Source organism: Mesobacillus jeotgali, from assembly GCF_014856545.2.
In the GTDB taxonomy this organism is placed as follows: domain Bacteria; phylum Bacillota; class Bacilli; order Bacillales; family Cytobacillaceae; genus Mesobacillus.
Genome location: NZ_CP109811.1, coordinates 3,246,981 through 3,266,336, shown reverse-complemented (window position 1 = coordinate 3,266,336; position 19,356 = coordinate 3,246,981). Strand labels below are relative to the sequence as shown.

14 protein-coding genes and 2 pseudogenes are annotated in these 19,356 nt (G+C 44.6%); 14 read left to right on the top strand and 2 right to left on the bottom strand.

Features of this window, described 5'->3' with window-relative positions:
- Window positions 1–215 precede the first annotated feature (215 nt).
- Window positions 216–1,010, top strand: coding sequence for a sporulation transcription factor Spo0A (gene spo0A / locus FOF60_RS16780; RefSeq protein WP_192470724.1), 795 nt, complete (start codon window positions 216–218; stop codon window positions 1,008–1,010).
- A 213-nt stretch (window positions 1,011–1,223) separates the two neighbouring features.
- Here spo0A and FOF60_RS16775 read toward each other — a convergent pair whose 3' ends face one another.
- Window positions 1,224–1,364, bottom strand: a complete 141-nt coding sequence (locus FOF60_RS16775) for a YycC family protein (protein ID WP_023627393.1) — start codon at window positions 1,362–1,364, stop codon at window positions 1,224–1,226.
- Between the two features lie 41 nt (window positions 1,365–1,405).
- On the opposite strand from FOF60_RS16775, the gene FOF60_RS16770 reads away from it, so the two are divergent.
- Window positions 1,406–2,140, top strand: a complete 735-nt coding sequence (locus FOF60_RS16770) for a glycerophosphodiester phosphodiesterase (RefSeq protein WP_192470723.1) — start codon at window positions 1,406–1,408, stop codon at window positions 2,138–2,140.
- Between the two features lie 5 nt (window positions 2,141–2,145).
- Here the strand turns inward: FOF60_RS16770 and FOF60_RS16765 are convergent, their stop codons facing one another.
- Window positions 2,146–2,409: a DUF2627 domain-containing protein gene (locus FOF60_RS16765; RefSeq protein WP_192470722.1), complete on the bottom strand. Its 264-nt coding sequence runs from the start codon at window positions 2,407–2,409 to the stop codon at window positions 2,146–2,148.
- Between the two features lie 213 nt (window positions 2,410–2,622).
- Between FOF60_RS16765 and FOF60_RS16760 the strand changes: the two are divergent.
- The 12 genes and pseudogenes from FOF60_RS16760 to FOF60_RS16705 all read left to right on the top strand — a co-directional run bounded on the left by FOF60_RS16760 (window position 2,623) and on the right by FOF60_RS16705 (window position 19,148).
- Window positions 2,623–4,682 (top strand): annotated as a pseudogene (locus FOF60_RS16760) (sigma 54-interacting transcriptional regulator).
- A gap of 133 nt (window positions 4,683–4,815) precedes the next feature.
- Window positions 4,816–5,721 (top strand): phosphate butyryltransferase, encoded by a 906-nt coding sequence (gene yqiS, locus FOF60_RS16755; RefSeq protein WP_192470721.1) that lies wholly within the window; start codon window positions 4,816–4,818, stop codon window positions 5,719–5,721.
- A 28-nt stretch (window positions 5,722–5,749) separates the two neighbouring features.
- Window positions 5,750–6,843, top strand: a pseudogene (gene bcd, locus FOF60_RS16750) (branched-chain amino acid dehydrogenase).
- 196 nt (window positions 6,844–7,039) lie between these two features.
- Window positions 7,040–8,125 carry a butyrate kinase gene (gene buk, locus FOF60_RS16745; RefSeq protein WP_192470719.1) on the top strand — a complete coding sequence of 362 codons (1,086 nt, stop codon included), beginning with the start codon at window positions 7,040–7,042 and terminating at the stop codon, window positions 8,123–8,125.
- 77 nt (window positions 8,126–8,202) lie between these two features.
- Entirely contained in the window at window positions 8,203–9,624 is a 1,422-nt protein-coding gene (gene lpdA, locus FOF60_RS16740) for a dihydrolipoyl dehydrogenase (RefSeq protein WP_192470718.1), read from the top strand.
- A 71-nt stretch (window positions 9,625–9,695) separates the two neighbouring features.
- Entirely contained in the window at window positions 9,696–10,691 is a 996-nt protein-coding gene (locus FOF60_RS16735) for a thiamine pyrophosphate-dependent dehydrogenase E1 component subunit alpha (protein WP_192470717.1), read from the top strand.
- Between the two features lie 12 nt (window positions 10,692–10,703).
- Window positions 10,704–11,687: an alpha-ketoacid dehydrogenase subunit beta gene (locus tag FOF60_RS16730; protein ID WP_144476445.1), complete on the top strand. Its 984-nt coding sequence runs from the start codon at window positions 10,704–10,706 to the stop codon at window positions 11,685–11,687.
- A gap of 45 nt (window positions 11,688–11,732) precedes the next feature.
- Window positions 11,733–13,067, top strand: a complete 1,335-nt coding sequence (locus tag FOF60_RS16725) for a dihydrolipoamide acetyltransferase family protein (RefSeq protein WP_192470716.1) — start codon at window positions 11,733–11,735, stop codon at window positions 13,065–13,067.
- A gap of 181 nt (window positions 13,068–13,248) precedes the next feature.
- The gene (locus FOF60_RS16720) at window positions 13,249–15,204 is read left to right on the top strand and encodes a methylmalonyl-CoA mutase family protein (protein WP_192470715.1); all 1,956 of its coding nucleotides are present in this window, start codon (window positions 13,249–13,251) and stop codon (window positions 15,202–15,204) included.
- Window positions 15,191–17,371, top strand: coding sequence for a methylmalonyl-CoA mutase (gene scpA, locus FOF60_RS16715; RefSeq protein WP_192470714.1), 2,181 nt, complete (start codon window positions 15,191–15,193; stop codon window positions 17,369–17,371). The genes FOF60_RS16720 and scpA overlap by 14 nt, the downstream gene beginning before the upstream one ends.
- A complete protein-coding gene (gene meaB / locus FOF60_RS16710) occupies window positions 17,371–18,531 on the top strand; it encodes a methylmalonyl Co-A mutase-associated GTPase MeaB (RefSeq protein ID WP_192470713.1) in 1,161 nt (386 codons plus the stop codon). The genes scpA and meaB overlap by 1 nt, the downstream gene beginning before the upstream one ends.
- Before the next feature lie 179 nt (window positions 18,532–18,710).
- A complete protein-coding gene (locus tag FOF60_RS16705) occupies window positions 18,711–19,148 on the top strand; it encodes a BrxA/BrxB family bacilliredoxin (protein ID WP_192470712.1) in 438 nt (145 codons plus the stop codon).
- Window positions 19,149–19,356 lie beyond the last annotated feature (208 nt).

The window sequence follows — 19,356 nt, the reverse complement described above, 5'->3', positions numbered from 1 at the left end:
AAGATTATTCGACAAATTCACCAAACCTTTTTTGTCAACTGGCGAAATAAGTCGAAAAATAAAGGAAAATGAAGCATTTATAAGAAAATATTACTTTTTTAAGAAAAAATTAAAAATAAGAGGAATTTCTGTTGCATTGTCGAATTAGTCATTTAGAATAGAATTTAGAGAAGATAATATTTGTGATCATAATTGGATTGAGGAGGAACCAAGTAGTGAACAAAATAAAAGTATGCGTCGTTGATGACAACAGAGAATTAGTAGGTCTTCTTGAAGAGTATATTTCTTCACAGGATGATATGGAGATTGTAGGGGTTGCCCATAATGGCCAGGAATGCTTAGAAATGCTGGAAGATACAGATCCAGATGTATTGCTTTTAGATATTATTATGCCGCACCTTGACGGACTAGCGGTCCTGGAAAGACTTCGTGATATGAAGAAGGGAATCATTCCGAATGTTATCATGCTGACAGCATTTGGCCAGGAAGATGTAACCAAGAAGGCTGTAGAGTTAGGGGCATCCTATTTCATTTTAAAGCCTTTTGATATGGAGCATCTGGCAGGTCATATCCGCCAGGTAAGCGGCAAGGCAAAGTCAGTAGCCCGAAAACCATCTTCATCAATCAATTATGGCAGGTCAAATGATCAGAAGCCTAAAAACCTTGATGCAAGCATTACAAGCATCATTCATGAAATTGGCGTCCCTGCCCATATTAAAGGCTATATGTATTTGCGTGAGGCTATTTCCATGGTTTATAACGATATTGAACTTCTTGGCTCGATCACAAAAGTCCTCTATCCTGACATCGCCAAGAAATTCAATACAACGGCAAGCCGTGTAGAACGTGCCATCCGCCATGCGATTGAGGTTGCGTGGAGCAGAGGAAATATCGATTCCATTTCCTCATTGTTTGGATATACTGTTTCAATGTCGAAGGCAAAGCCGACAAATTCGGAATTCATCGCGATGGTCGCTGACAAGCTGCGTCTTGAACACAAAGCTTCTTGAAAGAGTTAGGCATTATTTAGCTATTTATTTATAACATTTTAGGATAAACATCTTACTTTTTCACGGTTTTGCCGTACTAAAGTAAGATGTTTTTATATGCTTGAAATTTGGTGAAACCTGTGTATGCATATTATCATGTATATGTACAAAGGATGCTCTGCTATAACACAAGGTTACGTCCATTAAAAAAACGCCATAAAGGCGTCCTGAGAATTACTTTTCTTTCTCTTTTTCAAGTTCCGTTAACTTTTGAATAAGTATATGCTGAGGCATATGCATGATTTGTTCAATTGGTACACCGAGTTTTTCGGAAAGCTTAACAGCGGTTTCTGCAGAGATATGCAGTGGTCTCATTTTTTTTACCTCCAAATTTAGAAAGATAGGTGTGATGGTTTATGACTCTTATTTTAGCACATCGCGGCTATGCAGCAGAATTTCCAGAAAACACTCTGCTTGCTTTTAAGGAAGCTGAAAAAGCGGGTGCAAATGGCTTTGAGCTCGATGTCCAAATGACTAGAGACGGTGAGCTGGTCGTGATTCATGATGAAAAGGTTGATCGAACTACCGATGGAACTGGACTGGTAATGGAATATAATTTTGAGGATTTAAGAAAGCTGGATGCCCGTTTCAAATTCAAGGAATTACCAAGGAAAGAACAGATTCCTTCTTTGTCCGAAGTCCTGGAATGGTTATCGGGTACCTCGATGGTATGCAATATCGAATTGAAAAACAGCATCATTCCTTATGAAGGTATGGAAGAAAAGGTCATCAATATGGTCAGGGCGTATGATTTATCGGACAGGATTATCATTTCCTCCTTCAACCATTACAGCATTGTTCAAAGCCATATACTGGCTCCTGAGATTGAAATCGCACCCTTGCTTTCTGAAGGCTTATATATGCCTTGGATTTATGCACAGTCAATCAAGGCGAAAGGCTTCCATCCTCACTGGCGTGCTGCACCTGACCAAATCGTTAAGGCTTCACTTGAGAGTGGGATAGAAGTAAGGCCATACACGGTGAATAAAGAGACTGAGCTGGAAAGATTGTTTAAGGTTAATTGCAGTGCACTCATAACAGACGATCCAGCAAAGGCAAAAAGAATTAGAGAGAAAATAAAACAGGCCTGATAATCTCAAGGCCTGTTTTGCTTTTTATTGCTATCAGGAATTCGGAAAAATGCCTGGACTTTATTTCTTTTTCGATCACGATGCAGGATAAAACCAGCGATGAAGCCCAGTCCAGCCAGAAAAAAAAGAAGTCCCAACAGGAATTGGAGCCATAAGAATGGGATAGGTGCATGCAAAATTCCAAACACCATGTCGCGCATCAGTTTTACCCCTAAAGCAGCAATGGCGCCTGGTATCAACATAATGATTAATGCTATGATCCTGATCATTTTGTTTCCTCTCGTAATGTGTCCTCATCTAAAAAGTATACTCAACCCCGTGTTTTTCCGCAATATAAGATGCTCATAAGGAATTATCTGCAGAAGAGTTTGAAAACAAAGAAATTTGTCAGCGCATACAAAAAGAATTACAATAATAGTGAAAGATTTTGCAGACTAAAGATTTGTTCCATGAAATATTTTTCCAGATATGTGGTGGATATTATGCAAAGAGTAATGATTGTAGGCGCAGGTAAGGGTGGCACAGCCATTCTTGACATTTTCAAGCAGACTGCAGATGTGGTTGCAGTGGTAGATATCAATCCAAATGCTCCAGGAATTATCACAGCGCAAAATGAAGGCATTCAAACTGGTACAGACTGGCATGAGTATATGTCTGACCAGTTGGATATTATCATTGAAGTGACCGGTGAGGATGAGGTCTTTAAGGAATTAAGAGATGCTCGAGGTAAAAACACTGTGCTGATACCAGGCAGTGTCGCATTCCTCCTGGCCACCCTTTTAGAAGAAAAAGAAGAACTGATAAAAACTCTCAGGAAAATTACATATGAACATAATTTGATATTTAATTCTTCTGGTGATGGCATGGTTGTCATCAATACAGAAGGAATCGTAACCTTGTTCAATAAAAGCGCAGAAAAAATAACAGGAACAACAAGTGAACATGCAGAAGGCAAGCATGTCTCCGAAATCATACCAGCCAGCAAGCTTCCAAGAGTACTGAACACAAGGAAGATAGAGGCGAATCAGGAATTATTGCTTCCGAATGGATCTAAAATCATCACGACAAGGATACCGATTATTGATGAAAATGACCAACTGATTGGAGCATTCTCTGTTTTTAAGGATATTACTGAAGTTGTGAACCTTGCGGAAGAGATAACGAACTTAAAAGAAATCCAAACAATGCTTCAGGCCATCATAAACTCCAGCGATGAAGCCATTTCTGTAGTGGATGAGGATGGCCGGGGAATCATGATCAATCCTGCTTATACCAGGATAACCGGACTTCAGGAAGAAGAAGTAATCGGGCAGCCGGCCACTGCTGATATATCTGAAGGCGAGAGCATGCATATGAAGGTGCTTAAGACGAGAAGACCGGTCCGGGGTACAGCGATGCGGGTTGGCCCAATAAAAAAGAGGTTGTTGTCAATGTTGCACCCATCATAGTAGACGGGAAGCTAAAGGGTAGCGTCGGGGTTATCCATGATATGTCGGAGATCCAAAGCTTGAACCGGGAGCTGACACGAGCAAGGCAGATTATTAGGACGCTTGAAGCGAAATATTCATTCGAGGATATTATCGGCCAATCAGAGGAAATGACGATTCCGATTGAGCAGGCAAAGCTAGGTGCAAAAACTCCTGCGACTGTCCTCCTTCGCGGAGAGTCGGGAACAGGCAAGGAATTATTTGCCCATGCGATTCACAATGCCAGCGACCGTAAGTTCAACAAGTTCATACGGGTAAACTGCGCAGCAATATCTGAATCGCTGCTCGAAAGCGAACTCTTCGGCTATGAAGAAGGAGCATTTTCAGGTGCCAAACGGGGCGGGAAACGAGGGTTCTTCGAGGAAGCCAATAACGGCAGTATCTTCCTTGATGAAATAGGTGAATTGCCTGCCAATACCCAGGCTAAACTTCTCAGGGTTTTGCAGGAGAGAGAGATTGTCCGGGTTGGAGGAACGAAGCCTGTACCAATCAATGTCAGGGTCATAGCTGCAACGAATATGAACCTCGAAAAGGCGATTGCGAATGGCAGTTTTAGAGAAGACTTATATTATCGCCTGAACAGGATGCCGATTCATATACCTCCTCTAAAAAGAAGGAAGGAAGATATACCGCTTCTCTGCGAAAGATTGATTCAAAAAATCAATCAAGATTATGGGCGTAACGTTGAAGGAGTTTCTGAGGAAGCGATTAAGAGGCTGATGGCGTATGATTGGCCCGGGAATGTCAGGGAACTTGAAAATGTCCTTGGGCGTGCCATCATATTTTTGAGCTACAGCGAAACAATCATCCGAATGGAGCATTTACCTGATTTGCAGAACAGCCAGGTGAAAGAAAAGGATGATCACACTGGCGAAACTGTTCCCGCTGAAACTCTTGCAGTCCAGTTAGAAAAGTATGAGGCTAAGGTAATTAAGTCAACTCTCAAGGCTGTGAATGGAAATAAGACGGCTGCGGCAAGAGCTTTAGGGGTATCGGTCAGAAATTTATATTATAAGCTCGAAAAATATAACATTGAAGCAAATGGCATGCAATAATTTTCATACCATGCAATTTATTGCATAATGTTTTTCTTCAAAAGTAAAGCGTTTTCAACATTTTAAGTTGGCACAGTTCTTGCATATATAAATTAGTGGTGATGCGAGAAGAACAGAAAGGGTTGAAACAGTCATGAAACTAGACTCACTTATCAGCATGGCATCCCAGGGTGGCAGGAAAACAGTGGCTGTTGCAGCCGCAGAGGACTCTGAGGTTTTAGAAGCGGTTGCCAAAGCTGTCGAACTGGAGCTTGCCCATTTTCTTCTTTTCGGAAACAAGGAAGAAATAGAGCAGATAATCGCAGCGAAGCATCCAGACCTTGCAGGCAGCAAGGGGATTGAAATCATTGCCGCGCCAAATAATAATACTGCTGGAGAAATGGCTGTGAAAGCAGTCAAAAACAAAGAAGCCAATGTCTTAATGAAAGGCAATATACCTACTGCTGTGATTTTAAAAGCTGTCCTGAATAAAGAATATGGTCTGAGGAGCGGGACGGTACTTTCACATGTGGCGGTGTTCGAAGTGCCAGGCTACGATCGATTCACAATCGTAACCGATGCAGCGATGAATATTTCACCGGACGTTGAGCAAAAAGCACAAATCATCAAGAATGCAGTGAAGGTAGCACATTCTATCGGTATTGATATGCCGAAAGTAGCACCGTTGGCAGCTGTGGAAGTGGTGAATCCCGCGATGCAGGCGACAATAGATGCTGCATCATTAACGATGATGAACAAAAGAGGACAAATCCCCGGTTGCATTGTGGATGGTCCGCTTGCCCTTGATAATGCGGTGTCACAGCTCGCTGCAGAGCATAAGGGAATCAAAAGTGAGGTTGCGGGCCAGGCGGATATACTCTTAGTCCCTGCAATCGAGGTAGGAAATGTTCTATATAAATCATTAATGTACTTTGCCAACGCAAAGGTTGGCGCTGTCATTGCCGGAGCTAAAGCTCCAATAGTGTTAACATCCAGGGCGGACACAGCTGAAAGCAAATTATACTCACTTGCATTAGCGTTATGCTCTGCTACTAAATAATTTACATAAACCAGGGGAGGAATTAGGTATGGAAATTTTCAAGTATCTAGAACAGTACGATTATGAGCAGGTTGTATTTGCCAGGATAAACAATCAGGATTGAAAGCTATCATCGCGATTCATGATACGACTCTTGGCCCAGCATTGGGCGGAACTCGTATGTGGACTTATGCATCAGAAGAAGCGGCAATCGAGGATGCACTTCGCCTTGCTAAAGGCATGACATACAAGAATGCTGCTGCTGGCCTGAACCTTGGCGGCGGAAAGACGGTTATTATCGGAGATCCACGCAAGGATAAGAACGAAGAAATGTTCCGTGCGTTCGGCCGTTATATCCAGGGCTTGAACGGAAGATATATTACTGCTGAAGATGTAGGTACAACTGTTGCAGATATGGACTTAATCCATGAGGAAACGGACTATGTCACTGGTATTTCACCAGCATTCGGTTCATCAGGAAATCCTTCCCCGGTAACAGCATACGGCGTGTACAGAGGGATGAAGGCAGCTGCTAAAGAAGCGTTCGGAACGGATTCGCTTGAAGGAAAAACAATCGCTGTTCAGGGTGTAGGCAACGTGGCATTTAATCTTTGCCGCCACCTGCATGAGGAAGGTGCCCAGCTGATTGTTACGGATATTAACAAGGAAGCTGTACAAAGAGCTGTTGAAGAATTCGGTGCAAAAGCAGTAGAACCGGATGAAATCTACAGTGTCGACTGTGACATTTACGCACCATGTGCATTAGGCGCGGTTATCAATGACGAAACAATTCCTCAGTTAAAGGCAAAGGTTATTGCTGGCGCTGCCAACAACCAGCTCAAGGATACAAAGCACGGAGATATCATCCATGAAATGGGAATTGTTTATGCTCCGGATTATGTTATCAATGCTGGCGGTGTAATCAACGTTGCAGATGAGCTTTACGGCTATAACGCTGAGAGAGCAATGAAAAAGGTTGAAACGATTTACAACAACATCGAAAAAGTAATCGAAATTGCTAAGAGGGATGGACTTCCTACTTATAAAGCGGCTGACCGTATGGCAGAAGAGCGTATTGAGAGAATGCGCAACTCCCGCAGCCAATTCCTGCAAAACGGCCATCATATCCTAAGCCGCCGTTAATTAAGACTTTTTTCGTCACCTTTGTTGCTGTCTTGTGTGAAGAGGAATTTATGCAATAAGCAACATTCGAAAACAGCCTTAATGAAAGGTTCCGCAGAGAGCGCTGAATATTCTTTTCGGCGCCTCTGCTGTTTCCTAAATGCTACTGACGTATTGCGGATTTTAGGGTATCCGCAAGCTAATTGGAGGTTTAACTGTGCAACAAACAGAACATCGGATTCTAGTCATCAATCCAGGATCTACATCAACGAAAATTGGAGTATATGATAATGAGGTATCCGTATTTGAAAAAACAATCCGGCATGACTCAACTGTCATCAACTCCTATGAAACCATCATCGACCAATACGAATTCAGGAAGAATACGATACTTGAAACGCTTGATACGGAAGGAATCAACATTTCAAAATTAAGTGCTGTTTGTGGGCGCGGCGGGCTTTTACGGCCAATCGAAGGCGGAACATATGCAGTGAATAATAAGATGCTCGAAGACCTGCGAGCCGGCTATTCTGGCCAGCATGCTTCAAATCTTGGAGGTATTCTTGCCTATGAAATCGCATCTGGTTTGAATATCCCTTCCTTTATCGTCGATCCGGTCGTGGTCGATGAACTTGACCCGGTAGCTCGAGTGTCAGGATTCTCCCTTATTGAACGAAAAAGCATCTTCCATGCCTTGAATCAAAAGGCAGTCGCACGCAGGGTCTCGAAAGAGCTAGGGAAAAAGTACGAAGATTTAAACTTGATTATTACTCACCTTGGCGGGGGGATCACCGTAGGCGCCCATAAAATGGGAAGGGTTGTCGATGTGAATAACGGTTTGCATGGCGATGGTCCTTTCAGTCCCGAGCGTGCAGGTACAGTACCGGCAGGCGACCTTGTGGAGTTATGTTTTTCTGGAGATTACTTCAGAGAAGAAATCATGAAGAAACTTGTCGGCCAGGGTGGTCTAGTAGGATACCTTGGAACAAATGATGCGATTAAGGTTGAAAAGATGATCAAGCAAGGAAACTCTAGGGCAAAGCTGGTATACGAAGCGATGGCTTACCAGGTAGCAAAGGAAATCGGTTCTGCCAGTGCTGTCCTTGCCGGGAAAGTAGATGCGATTGTCCTGACAGGAGGTCTTGCATATGGCAAAGAGTTCGTCCAGGAAATCTCAGAACGGATCAACTGGATTGCGGACGTCATTGTCCACCCTGGAGAAAATGAATTGCAAGCCCTTGCTGAAGGAGCTCTTCGTATTTTGCGCGGTGAAGAAAAAGTAAAAGAATATCCGGGCAGGTAGAATGGCTGGCTTTAAGTACCAGTCAGAACTTAGTAAACAAATAAACGATATAAACTATATATAGAGGAGGGATTTAGATGGCTCAAGAATATGATTTGGTCATTCTCGGGGGCGGTACAGGCGGATACGTTGCAGCAATCAGAGCTTCTCAGCTTGGCTTGAAAACTGCCATCGTTGAAAAAGGAAAGCTTGGCGGAACATGCCTGCATAAGGGCTGTATCCCCAGTAAGGCATTGCTCCGCAGTGCGGAAGTATATGCGACAGCAAAGAAAAGTGAAGACTTTGGCGTGACGACAGGTGAAGTTGGCGTCAATTTTACAAAGGTACAGGAAAGAAAAGAAAAAATCGTCGAGCAGCTGCACCGTGGTGTACAACACCTGATGAAACAAGGCAAGATCGATGTCTATGAAGGTTTGGGAAGGATTTTAGGTCCATCCATATTTTCACCGATGCCAGGAACCATTTCTGTTGAGATGAACAATGGCGAGGAAAACGAGATGTTGATCCCAAAGAATGTCATCGTTGCGACAGGTTCAAGACCAAGAACTCTGCCAGGGCTTGAAGCAGATGGCCAATACGTGATGACTTCTGATGAAGCGCTTGTTATGGAGGATCTGCCTAAGTCGATCATCATCGTCGGCGGAGGCGTAATAGGAATTGAATGGGCATCCATGCTTGCAGATTTTGGGTCACAGGTTACAGTCATTGAATACGCGGACCGTATCGTTCCAACTGAGGACAAGGATGTTTCAAGAGAAATGCAGCGCGCAATGAAGAAAAAAGGCGTAAAAATCATAACGAACGCCAAGGTCATATCAGAGACCCTGCAAAAAGGCGATGGTGTCACGATCAGCGCTGAGGTTAAAGGTGAAACGAAAGAATTCACTGCTGAAAAATTGCTTGTTTCTGTTGGGCGCCAGGCGAATGTTGAAGGAATTGGCCTTGAGAATACAGATATTCAGCTGGAAAGAGGTTTCATCCAGACGAACGAATATTTCCAGACAAAGGAATCCCACATCTATGGAATTGGCGATGTAATTGGCGGGTTGCAGCTAGCGCACGTGGCTTCACATGAGGGTATAGTGGCTGTTGAGCACATTGCCAATCAAAATCCACACCCAATCGATTATTCGCTCGTCTCAAAATGTATTTACAGCTCTCCAGAGGCCGCCAGCGTAGGACTGACTGAAGACGAAGCAAAAGAAAAAGGTCACGATGTGAAGATAGGCAAATTCTCTTTCAAGGCAATTGGAAAAGCGCTTGTATATGGTGAATCCGATGGTTTTGTGAAAATCGTAGCTGACAAGGAAACCAATGATATTCTGGGTGTCCATATGATCGGCCCGCATGTAACAGATATGATTTCAGAAGCTGGACTTGCAAAAGTTTTAGACGCTACACCATGGGAAGTTGCCCATACCATCCATCCGCATCCGACATTGTCAGAGGCCATCGGTGAAGCAGCCCTGGCTGTGGATGGCAAAGCAATCCATTCTTAATATATATTTTGAACAAGAGCTCTTTTACCTCAGGTAAAAGAGCCTTGTACGAACATTTGGGAGGTATAAAGATGGCAGAAAATCGTCACGCTGCACTTGGCTTAAGTGATGAAAAAGTTTTGGAAATGTATGAAACAATGCTGTTGGCCCGCCGGCTGGATGAGCGGATGTGGCTGTTGAACCGTGCCGGGAAAATTCCGTTTGTTATTTCCTGTCAGGGACAGGAAGCGGCACAGGTAGGGGCTGCTTTTGCCCTGGATCGCGAAAAGGATTATGTGCTTCCGTACTACCGTGATATGGGAGTGGTCTTAACTTTTGGCATGACTGCAAAAGACCTCATGCTTTCCGGTTTTGCCAAAGCGGAAGACCCGAACTCCGGGGGACGCCAGATGCCTGGTCACTTCGGTCAAAAGAAGAACCGGATCGTGACAGGATCTTCACCTGTTACGACTCAAGTTCCTCACGCAGTCGGTATCGCTCTTGCAGGCAAAATGGAGAAGAAGGACCTGGTAACATTCGTTACGTTTGGAGAAGGTTCATCAAACCAGGGGGACTTCCACGAGGGAGCTAACTTTGCCGGCGTTCATAAGCTTCCGGTCATTTTCATGGTAGAAAACAATAAATATGCAATTTCGATCCCTTATGAGAGACAGGTCGCAGCTGAAAAGGTTTCAGACCGTGCAATTGGTTATGGTATGCCAGGCGTTACTGTCGATGGAAACGATCCTTTAGAGGTCTATAAAGTGGTCAAGGAAGCTGCTGACCGCGGACGCCGTGGTGAAGGGCCGACTCTTGTCGAGGCTGTATCCTACCGCCTGACTCCGCACTCATCAGATGATGACGACAGAAGCTACCGCGCGCCAGATGAGGTTGCACAGGCTAAGACGAAGGACCCGATCATTACCTTCGGCGCATATTTAAAAGAAAATGGCATCATGAATGATGAAAGTGAAAAGGAAATCAACGATCGAATCATGAAGCTAGTCAATGAAGCAACTGATTATGCTGAAAATGCACCGTATGCAGAGCCAGAACATGCTTTGAAATACGTATATGCTGAAGAGTAAGGGGGAACGAAAATGGCGGTAATTTCTTATATAGATGCAGTTACATTGGCAATCAAAGAAGAGATGGAAAGAGACCCGAGAGTTTTTGTCCTCGGTGAAGACGTTGGTAAAAAAGGCGGGGTGTTCAAAGCTACACAGGGCCTATACGAAAAGTTCGGTGAAGACCGGGTAATCGATGCACCTCTGGCAGAGTCTGCTATTGCAGGTGTCGGAATCGGTGCCGCGATGTACGGTATGCGACCAATCGCTGAAATGCAATTCGCAGATTTCATCATGCCTGCTGTAAACCAGATCATTTCAGAAGCGGCAAGAATCCGTTACCGCTCAAACAATGACTGGAGCTGTCCGATGGTTATCCGTGCTCCATATGGCGGTGGTGTCCACGGAGCTCTTTACCATTCACAGTCTGTAGAGGCAGTTTTTGCGAACCAGCCTGGCTTGAAGATTGTAATGCCTTCGACTCCTTATGATGTAAAAGGATTGTTGAAAGCTGCGATCCGTGATGAAGATCCTGTATTATTCTTCGAACATAAGCGTGCTTACCGCTTGATCAAAGGCGAAGTTCCTGAAGACGATTATGTTCTTCCAATAGGCAAAGCTGATGTTAAGCGTGAAGGCGAGGATATCACTGTCATTACTTACGGCCTGGCAGTACACTTTGCATTGCAGGCAGCTGAAAGGCTTGCAAAAGACGGGATTTCTGCCCATATTCTTGACCTTCGAACTGTATATCCATTGGATAAAGAAGCAATCATCGAGGCTGCTTCGAAGACTGGTAAAGTCCTTCTTGTGACAGAAGACAATAAAGAAGGCAGCATCATGAGTGAAGTTTCTGCGATTATTGCTGAGCACTGTCTATTTGAATTGGATGCACCAATCAAGAGACTTGCTGGCCCGGATGTACCAGCTATGCCGTACGCTCCAACAATGGAGAAATATTTTATGATCAATCCTGATAAAGTCGAAAAAGCAATGAGAGAGCTTGCTGAATTTTAACATAGTCACATTGGATATAGAATGATGGAGAAGGAGGGTCAATCTGTGGCAATCGAACAAATTAAAATGCCTCAATTAGGTGAGAGTGTAACTGAGGGGACAATCAGCAAGTGGCTGGTTTCCGTTGGTGACAAAGTAAATAAATACGATCCACTTGCAGAAGTCATGACCGACAAAGTAAATGCTGAGGTACCATCTTCATTTTCCGGTACAATCAAAGAATTGATTGCGGGTGAAGGGGATACATTGGCAGTTGGGGAAATCATCTGCACAATTGAAATCGAAGGCGGAACTTCTGATGAAGCACCAGCAGCGGATGCAGCTGATTCAAATTCCGCAACTTCAGCAAGTGCCGCTCCAGCCCCAGCAAAGGCAGCGGATGAAGGAAGCAAAGCTAGATATTCACCTGCTGTATTGAAGCTCGCTCAGGAGAATAACATAGATTTAACCCAGGTTAAAGGAAGTGGAGCTGGCGGAAGGATTACGCGCAAAGATCTAAAGCAAATCATTGACTCTGGCAATATTCCACAAGCTTCAACACAGAAAGAAGAAGTAAAAGAAAGCTCACAAACACAGCCTGCTGTTTCACAGCCAGCAACACAAACTCAAACTGCAGCGCCATCACAGCCTGCGGCTGCCCAGTCTGCAGCACCAGCACCTTCAGTACCTGTGACTGCCGGTGACATTGAGATTCCTGTGACTGGAATCCGCAAGGCGATTGCCGCTAACATGCTTCGCAGCAAGCACGAAGCTCCGCATGCGTGGACGATGGTAGAAGTGGATGTTACGAATCTTGTAGAGTACAGGAATGGCCTTAAGGATGACTTTAAAAAGAAAGAAGGCTTCAACCTTACATTCTTTGCTTTCTTCGTGAAGGCAGTTGCCCAGGCATTGAAAGAGTTCCCGCAGATTAATTCCATGTGGGCTGGAGATAAGATCATCCAGAAAAAGGACATCAATATTTCCATTGCAGTCGCTACTGATGATGCCCTTTTCGTTCCTGTCATCAAGAATGCAGACGAAAAAACAATCAAAGGCATTGGCCGTGAAATCAATGAACTTGCTCAAAAGGTACGCACAGGCAAGCTTCGTTCCGAGGATATGCAAGGCGGAACATTCACAGTCAATAACACAGGTTCTTTCGGATCCGTTCAATCAATGGGAATCATCAACTATCCGCAGGCAGCGATTCTCCAGGTAGAATCGATCGTTAAGCGCCCTGTTGTCATGAACAACGGCATGATTGCTGTCCGTGATATGGTGAACCTCTGTCTGTCCCTTGATCACCGTGTACTGGATGGCCTGGTTTGCGGCCGCTTCCTTGCAAGGGTTAAGGAAATCCTTGAGAATACATCAAAAGAGACAACATCTATATATTAATAAATATGCAGAACGCCCAGGAGAACCTGGGCGTTTTAATTTTTGGCTCTGCCGTATAAAAATGTCCTTCGTTGCTAGAAAAGGATTCGTATACTAAAATAAAGTAGAGTATAAAAATTAGAATTTTACTACAATTTTTGTGAAGGGGGGAAAGCTGTCTGAACTATGGACAGTAAGGTTTATGACGATTGATAATATGAAAGCTACCTCGTTCAAAGATGCAACATTTGAAGATTGGCAGGGAAAAGCTGCAGCCTCATTAAAAGGCAAACCGATTGATTCTCTTTATACGAATACATATGAGAATATTACTCTGAAGCCGCTTTATACAAAAGGGGAATTTTCGGATGAATTGGCAGGAGAACTGCCTGGTCAGCTGGATTATAGAAGAGGCATCCATTCTCTAGGATATCACTCTGAGCCCTGGCAGATTGCAAACCGCCTTTTTTACACCAGTGTCGGTGAACTGAAAGAGAAACTCGACAACGCGCTATCAAAGGGACAAACCGCTATTGCCTTTGACGTAAAACAGGAGTTGTTTTCCGATAACCGTGCATTGATTTCCTTCATTTCTTCCTATAAAAATAAGTATCCATTAGCTCTGGATGCTGGATTGTTACAGACGCCATTGCTTGCGGCTTTGGCTGTTGCCGAAAAGGAATCAGGCAGTGATGAAGGACTTTCAGGTTTCGTCGCAGCTGATCCAATTGCCGAAGCAGGTTTGCTTGGCGGGCTCCCAGCCGGGGAAGATGAATTTTTTATGAAATGGGCAAAGGTACTTGAAGAAGCAGCACAGCAATTACCAGAAGTTAAGACTGTACTAGTCAATAGTGCCCCATACCATAATAGCGGTGCTAATGCCGTGCAGGAACTGGCAATTGCCATATCTACCGGGGCTTACCTCCTTCAAAAGCTGATCGACAATGGTTGGGAATTAAAGAAAGCGTTATCAAAGTTTGTATTCCATTTTGCGATTGGCTCAAACTTTTTTATGGAAACTGCGAAGCTTAGAGCTGCCAGACTCTTATGGAGTAAAACAGCTGAAGCTTTTGGAGCAGAGCCTGAAGATCGTAAAATGATCATATCAGCTGAAACCTCGAAGTTTACAAAAACAATTTTCGATCCCTACGTGAATATGCTTAGGGTTGGCAATGAAGCATTTGCTGCAGTTTTAGGAGGAATTCAGTACCTGCATAGTGGAAGCTTTGATGAACCGGCAGGAACTGTGAATTCTTTTTCCGAAAGAGTTGCCAGAAATACGCAGCTGGTGCTCAAATCTGAAGCCCATCTTGAAAAAGTAGCCGATCCAGCAGGTGGTTCCTGGTATGTAGAGTCATTGACAAAGGAACTGGCTGAAAAGGCATGGGAATTATTCCTTGATATGGACCAAAAGGGTGGTATCTATGCAACGTTGAAATCAGGCTGGCTCCAGGAGCAGATAGCCCAGACAGCTGAAGCCCGTGAACAGGACATTGCTACTCGTAAAAAGAGCATGATTGGAACGAACGTTTATGCCAACCTTTCAGATAATATCAGTAAACCTGCAGTCCAGGAGATCAAAAGCCATCACATGAGCGACTCACTTGATGCTGCCATCGGCAAAATTTCGTCTGACAGCTCTCTGTTAGAGAGTTTCAAAGAAGTGGAGCCAAGTTTTGCTCCATTGAATTTAAAAAGATTAGCTGAGCCATATGAAGAATTGAGGTTCAGGGCAAAGAAGCTACAGGAAAAAGGTTCATTGCCAAAGGTCGGCTTGATTTGCCTGGGTGAGTTGAAGAAGCATAAGGCAAGGGCAGATTTTATTTCCGGATTGTTGTCGGCCGGAGGAATCATTGCTGAAAGAAGCGGGGAAGTGGACTCCAATTCTGCAGCCATTGATTTTATTAACTCGTCTGAAGCGAAACAGTTTGTTATTTGCGGAGATCAGCAGTCCTACAATTCTTTTGGGCCAAATCTGGCACAGGAGATTACCAGTGAACACGATGTTAAGCTTTACCTGGCAGGCATCCCGGATGAAAAACAAAGCGAATGGAAAATTGCCGGTATACAGGAGTTCCTGCATGTAAGAAGCAATGCGTTGCAGACTCTATCATCTATGCTTCATGAATTGGAGGTGGGAGCAAATGCAAAAGCCTGATTTTAGAAAAGTCCGTTTGTTTGCTGAGGAGAAGGAAGTCAGCAAGGAACAAGTGAATCAGCATATACAGCAGAACATCGATGATCTGTTATTTGAAACGAATGAGCAGATCAAGGTGAAACCAGTGTATACAAAAGAAGATGTAAAGTCATCAGAACATATGGAAGGCATGCCTGGCATCCCTCCTTATACGAGGGGACCATATCCAGCAATGTATGTAAACCGGCCTTGGACGGTAAGGCAGTATGCTGGATTTTCGACTGCGGAAGAAAGCAACGCATTTTACAGGCGAAACCTTGCAATGGGGCAAAAAGGTTTGTCTGTTGCCTTTGACCTGGCCACGCACAGGGGATATGATTCTGACCATCCCCGGGTTGAGGGTGACGTCGGAAAAGCAGGAGTAGCGATTGACTCCATTTTAGATATGAAAATTCTGTTCGACGGAATTCCGCTTGACCAGATGTCTGTATCCATGACAATGAATGGTGCTGTGCTGCCCATCATGGCGTTCTTCATCGTGACGGCCGAGGAACAGGGCGTAACACAGGATCAATTATCTGGGACGATTCAAAACGACATCCTGAAGGAGTATATGGTCCGAAACACGTACATTTACCCGCCGGAAATGTCGATGAAGATCATTGCTGGTATTTTTGAGTACACATCAAAATATATGCCAAAATTCAACTCAATCAGTATTTCAGGCTATCATATGCAGGAAGCGGGTGCTCCAGCGGATATCGAATTGGCGTACACGCTCGCGGATGGTCTTGAATATGTGAGAACTGGCCTTAAGGCTGGAATCGATATTGACTCATTCGCACCACGGCTAAGCTTTTTCTGGGCGATCGGGATGAATTATTTCATGGAAGTAGCCAAGATGAGGGCTGCACGCTTTATTTGGGCAAAAATGATCAAGACATTCAATCCGAAAAATGAAAAGTCGATGGCCTTGAGGACTCATTCGCAAACGTCCGGATGGAGTTTGACCGAGCAGGATCCATATAATAATGTTATTCGAACATTGGTAGAGGCACATGCAGCGGCAATGGGCCACACTCAATCATTGCATACCAATGCACTGGATGAAGCAATTGCGCTGCCGACCGATTTTTCCGCACGCATTGCCCGTAATACGCAGCTATTTCTTCAGGAAGAAACGGGGATTACGAAGGTCATTGATCCATGGGCAGGCAGTTACTATGTTGAGAGTCTGACAAATGCATTGATACAGCGTGCCTGGGAGCATATCGAAGAAATCGAAAGTCTTGGCGGGATGGCGAAAGCAATCGAGACCGGACTACCTAAAATGAGGATTGAAGAAGCAGCCGCAAGGCGCCAGGCCCAGATCGACTCTGGAAAAGAAACGATCATCGGCGTGAATAAATTTAAACTCGACCAGGAGGATCCACTGGAAATCCTGGATATCGATAATACAGCCGTCCGGGCGAAACAGCTTGAAAGGCTTAAACAGCTTAAAGAAAACCGTGATGATGAAAAAGCCCAGGAAGCTCTGAATGAATTAGCAAGAGTGGCAGAAACAGGCGAAGGCAACCTTTTGGAATATGCGGTAAGGGCTGCTCGCGAAAGGGCGACACTTGGAGAAATTTCAGATGCAATCGAAAAGGCGGCTGGACGACATAAAGCCATCATCCGATCCGTCAGCGGGGTATATAGCACAGCGTTCACAAATGGGGAGGAAATTGCCGAGGTGCAGCAAATGACTGAGGAGTTCCTTGAAAACGAAGGACGCAGGCCGCGCATCATGATTGCGAAAATGGGACAGGATGGACATGACCGCGGAGCAAAGGTCATTTCTACCGCATTCGCTGATTTAGGTTTCGACGTGGATATTGGCCCGCTCTTCCAAACACCTGAAGAAACAGCGATCCAGGCAGTTGAAAATGATGTCCATGCGATCGGAATCAGCTCTTTGGCAGCAGGACATAAAACATTATTGCCGCAGCTGGTGAAGGAACTGAAAAAATTAGGCCGCGAGGATATTGTCGTCATAGTCGGGGGCGTGATTCCTGCCCAGGATTATCAATTCCTTTACGATAACGGAGCAAGCGCGATTTTTGGACCTGGAACGGTCATCCCTGTTGCAGCGCAGAAGGTTTTAAGGACCATTTATGAGCGCCTGGGCTATGAGGAAGTGTCGAGTTAATGACAGATGAAAAAAAGCCGGAATGGTTCGAACCAGAAAAGGCTGATTCGTTTTCAAGTGTTGTGAAGCCTGGAGTGTCGGGTGTAAATGCAGATAGACCGGCAGCGAAAGCGGGACGTTTTGTTAAGAAAAGGAATACTCCCAGCTTGGATCCGGCGACACTTGCGGATGAAATCAAGACCGGGGGCAGGACAGCACTGGCAAAAGGGATTACATTGATTGAAAGCAATGCTGAGCATGACTTTCATACGGCCCAAACCCTCCTGCATAAGCTTTTGCCTGAATCGGGACGCTCTATCAGGATTGGAATCACAGGAGTTCCTGGAGCTGGCAAGAGCACGTTTATTGAGAGCTTTGGCAGCTATTTATGCGATAGAGGGCATAAGGTTGCGGTTCTTGCGGTTGATCCGACCTCCAGCCTGACCGGAGGGAGCATTCTTGGCGATAAAACGAGGATGGAAAAGCTGGCGCGAAATCCACGGGCATTCATCCGGCCATCACCTTCAGGAGGAAAGCTTGGGGGTGTCCACCGTAAAACACGAGAAACGATGCTGTTATGTGAAGCGGCCGGATTCGATGTCATCCTGGTTGAAACGGTGGGTGTAGGCCAAAGTGAGGTTATTGTCAGGGATATGGTCGATTTCTTCATGCTCCTCGTCCTGACAGGTGCAGGCGATGAACTTCAGGGAATGAAAAAAGGAATCATGGAGCTTGCGGATGCGGTGATTGTGAATAAGGCAGATGGCCCAAATGAACAATCAGCGAAAAAGACCAAAGAAGAGTACAACCGGATCCTGCATTTCCTGCAGCCTGCGACAAAAGGCTGGCAGACAGCTGCCATGACCAGTTCAGCGATTCAGAATAGTGGTATTGATGAGATTTGGGAAACAATCACTGCCTTTGAACAATTCACGAAAAAAAGCGGGATCTTTGGTGAAAGAAGAAGACTCCAGACAAAAGAGTGGCTGAATGATATGATCATCGATCAGCTTCAGATGAATTTCTTTAATAATCCAGCAATAAAGAACCTGCTTCCAAAGGTGGAAAATGAAGTTATTTCGGGAAACAGGCCAGTTGCATCAGGAGTCGATGAGTTATTCAAAGCCTTTTTTGAGGCAAAAAATAAGCTGTCCGATTTGGACAGCTTTTCGTTATTATAAAAAAAGCGGACAACGGAATGTTCCGTTGTCCTTCATCTAGGGAGTTTAGGGGTATGGATCTAGCTGTATTGTTACCTTTCCCGGAATTCCTGGTAGTTAAACATACTTTGAAAAATTTATTTTAATTGGTATCATGTATTTATGTACCAGTTATTTTTCAGCAGAGGAGAGATCGAACGATGAGCATGGATTTCAATTTTTTCATGAATGATGTAGTCCGCCAGGCACGCCAGGAAATCGTGGCAGCTGGATATACAGAATTAACAACGAGTGAGGAAGTAGAACAAGCATTGGCTAAAGAAGGCACAACACTTGTCATGGTAAACTCGGTTTGCGGTTGCGCCGGAGGCATTGCCCGTCCTGCAGCAGCACATGCTGTTCATTATGATAAGCGCCCAGACAATCTTGTGACTGTTTTCGCCGGCCAGGATAAAGAGGCAACAGAAAAAGCACGAAGCTATTTTACTGGCTACCCGCCATCATCTCCATCTTTCGCATTGTTGAAGGACGGCAAGCTTTGCACAATGGTCGAACGCCACGAAATCGAAGGTCATGACCCAATGCAAGTAGTGAACAAACTGCAAAATGCATTCGAAGAATATTGCGAAGAAATATAAGTTTTTGAAGAACTCCGGTTTTGCCGGGGTTCTTTTTTTTATGGTTAGGCTCTGTTATGGCAAAATATTTTTCATAACTCCTGTTGATTGTAGTGGAAGGCGCGAAGACTCCTCCGAAAATGCTAACGCATTTCCATCGTGCGCGGGCAGGTTCGAGGAAGCTAAATCAATGTCCTGCGGGATGAGCAAGTCATGGGTAGACCCCGCA

Coding starts and splice junctions, on each gene's coding strand:
- FOF60_RS16775 (WP_023627393.1), bottom strand. CDS start 1,364: ATGAGACCACTGCATATCTCTGCAGAAACCGCTGTTAAGCTTTCCGAA.
- FOF60_RS16770 (WP_192470723.1), top strand. CDS start 1,406: ATGACTCTTATTTTAGCACATCGCGGCTATGCAGCAGAATTTCCAGAA.
- FOF60_RS16765 (WP_192470722.1), bottom strand. CDS start 2,409: ATGATCAGGATCATAGCATTAATCATTATGTTGATACCAGGCGCCATT.
- yqiS (WP_192470721.1), top strand. CDS start 4,816: ATGAAACTAGACTCACTTATCAGCATGGCATCCCAGGGTGGCAGGAAA.
- lpdA (WP_192470718.1), top strand. CDS start 8,203: ATGGCTCAAGAATATGATTTGGTCATTCTCGGGGGCGGTACAGGCGGA.
- FOF60_RS16735 (WP_192470717.1), top strand. CDS start 9,696: ATGGCAGAAAATCGTCACGCTGCACTTGGCTTAAGTGATGAAAAAGTT.
- FOF60_RS16730 (WP_144476445.1), top strand. CDS start 10,704: ATGGCGGTAATTTCTTATATAGATGCAGTTACATTGGCAATCAAAGAA.
- FOF60_RS16720 (WP_192470715.1), top strand. CDS start 13,249: ATGACGATTGATAATATGAAAGCTACCTCGTTCAAAGATGCAACATTT.
- scpA (WP_192470714.1), top strand. CDS start 15,191: ATGCAAAAGCCTGATTTTAGAAAAGTCCGTTTGTTTGCTGAGGAGAAG.
- meaB (WP_192470713.1), top strand. CDS start 17,371: ATGACAGATGAAAAAAAGCCGGAATGGTTCGAACCAGAAAAGGCTGAT.
- FOF60_RS16705 (WP_192470712.1), top strand. CDS start 18,711: ATGAGCATGGATTTCAATTTTTTCATGAATGATGTAGTCCGCCAGGCA.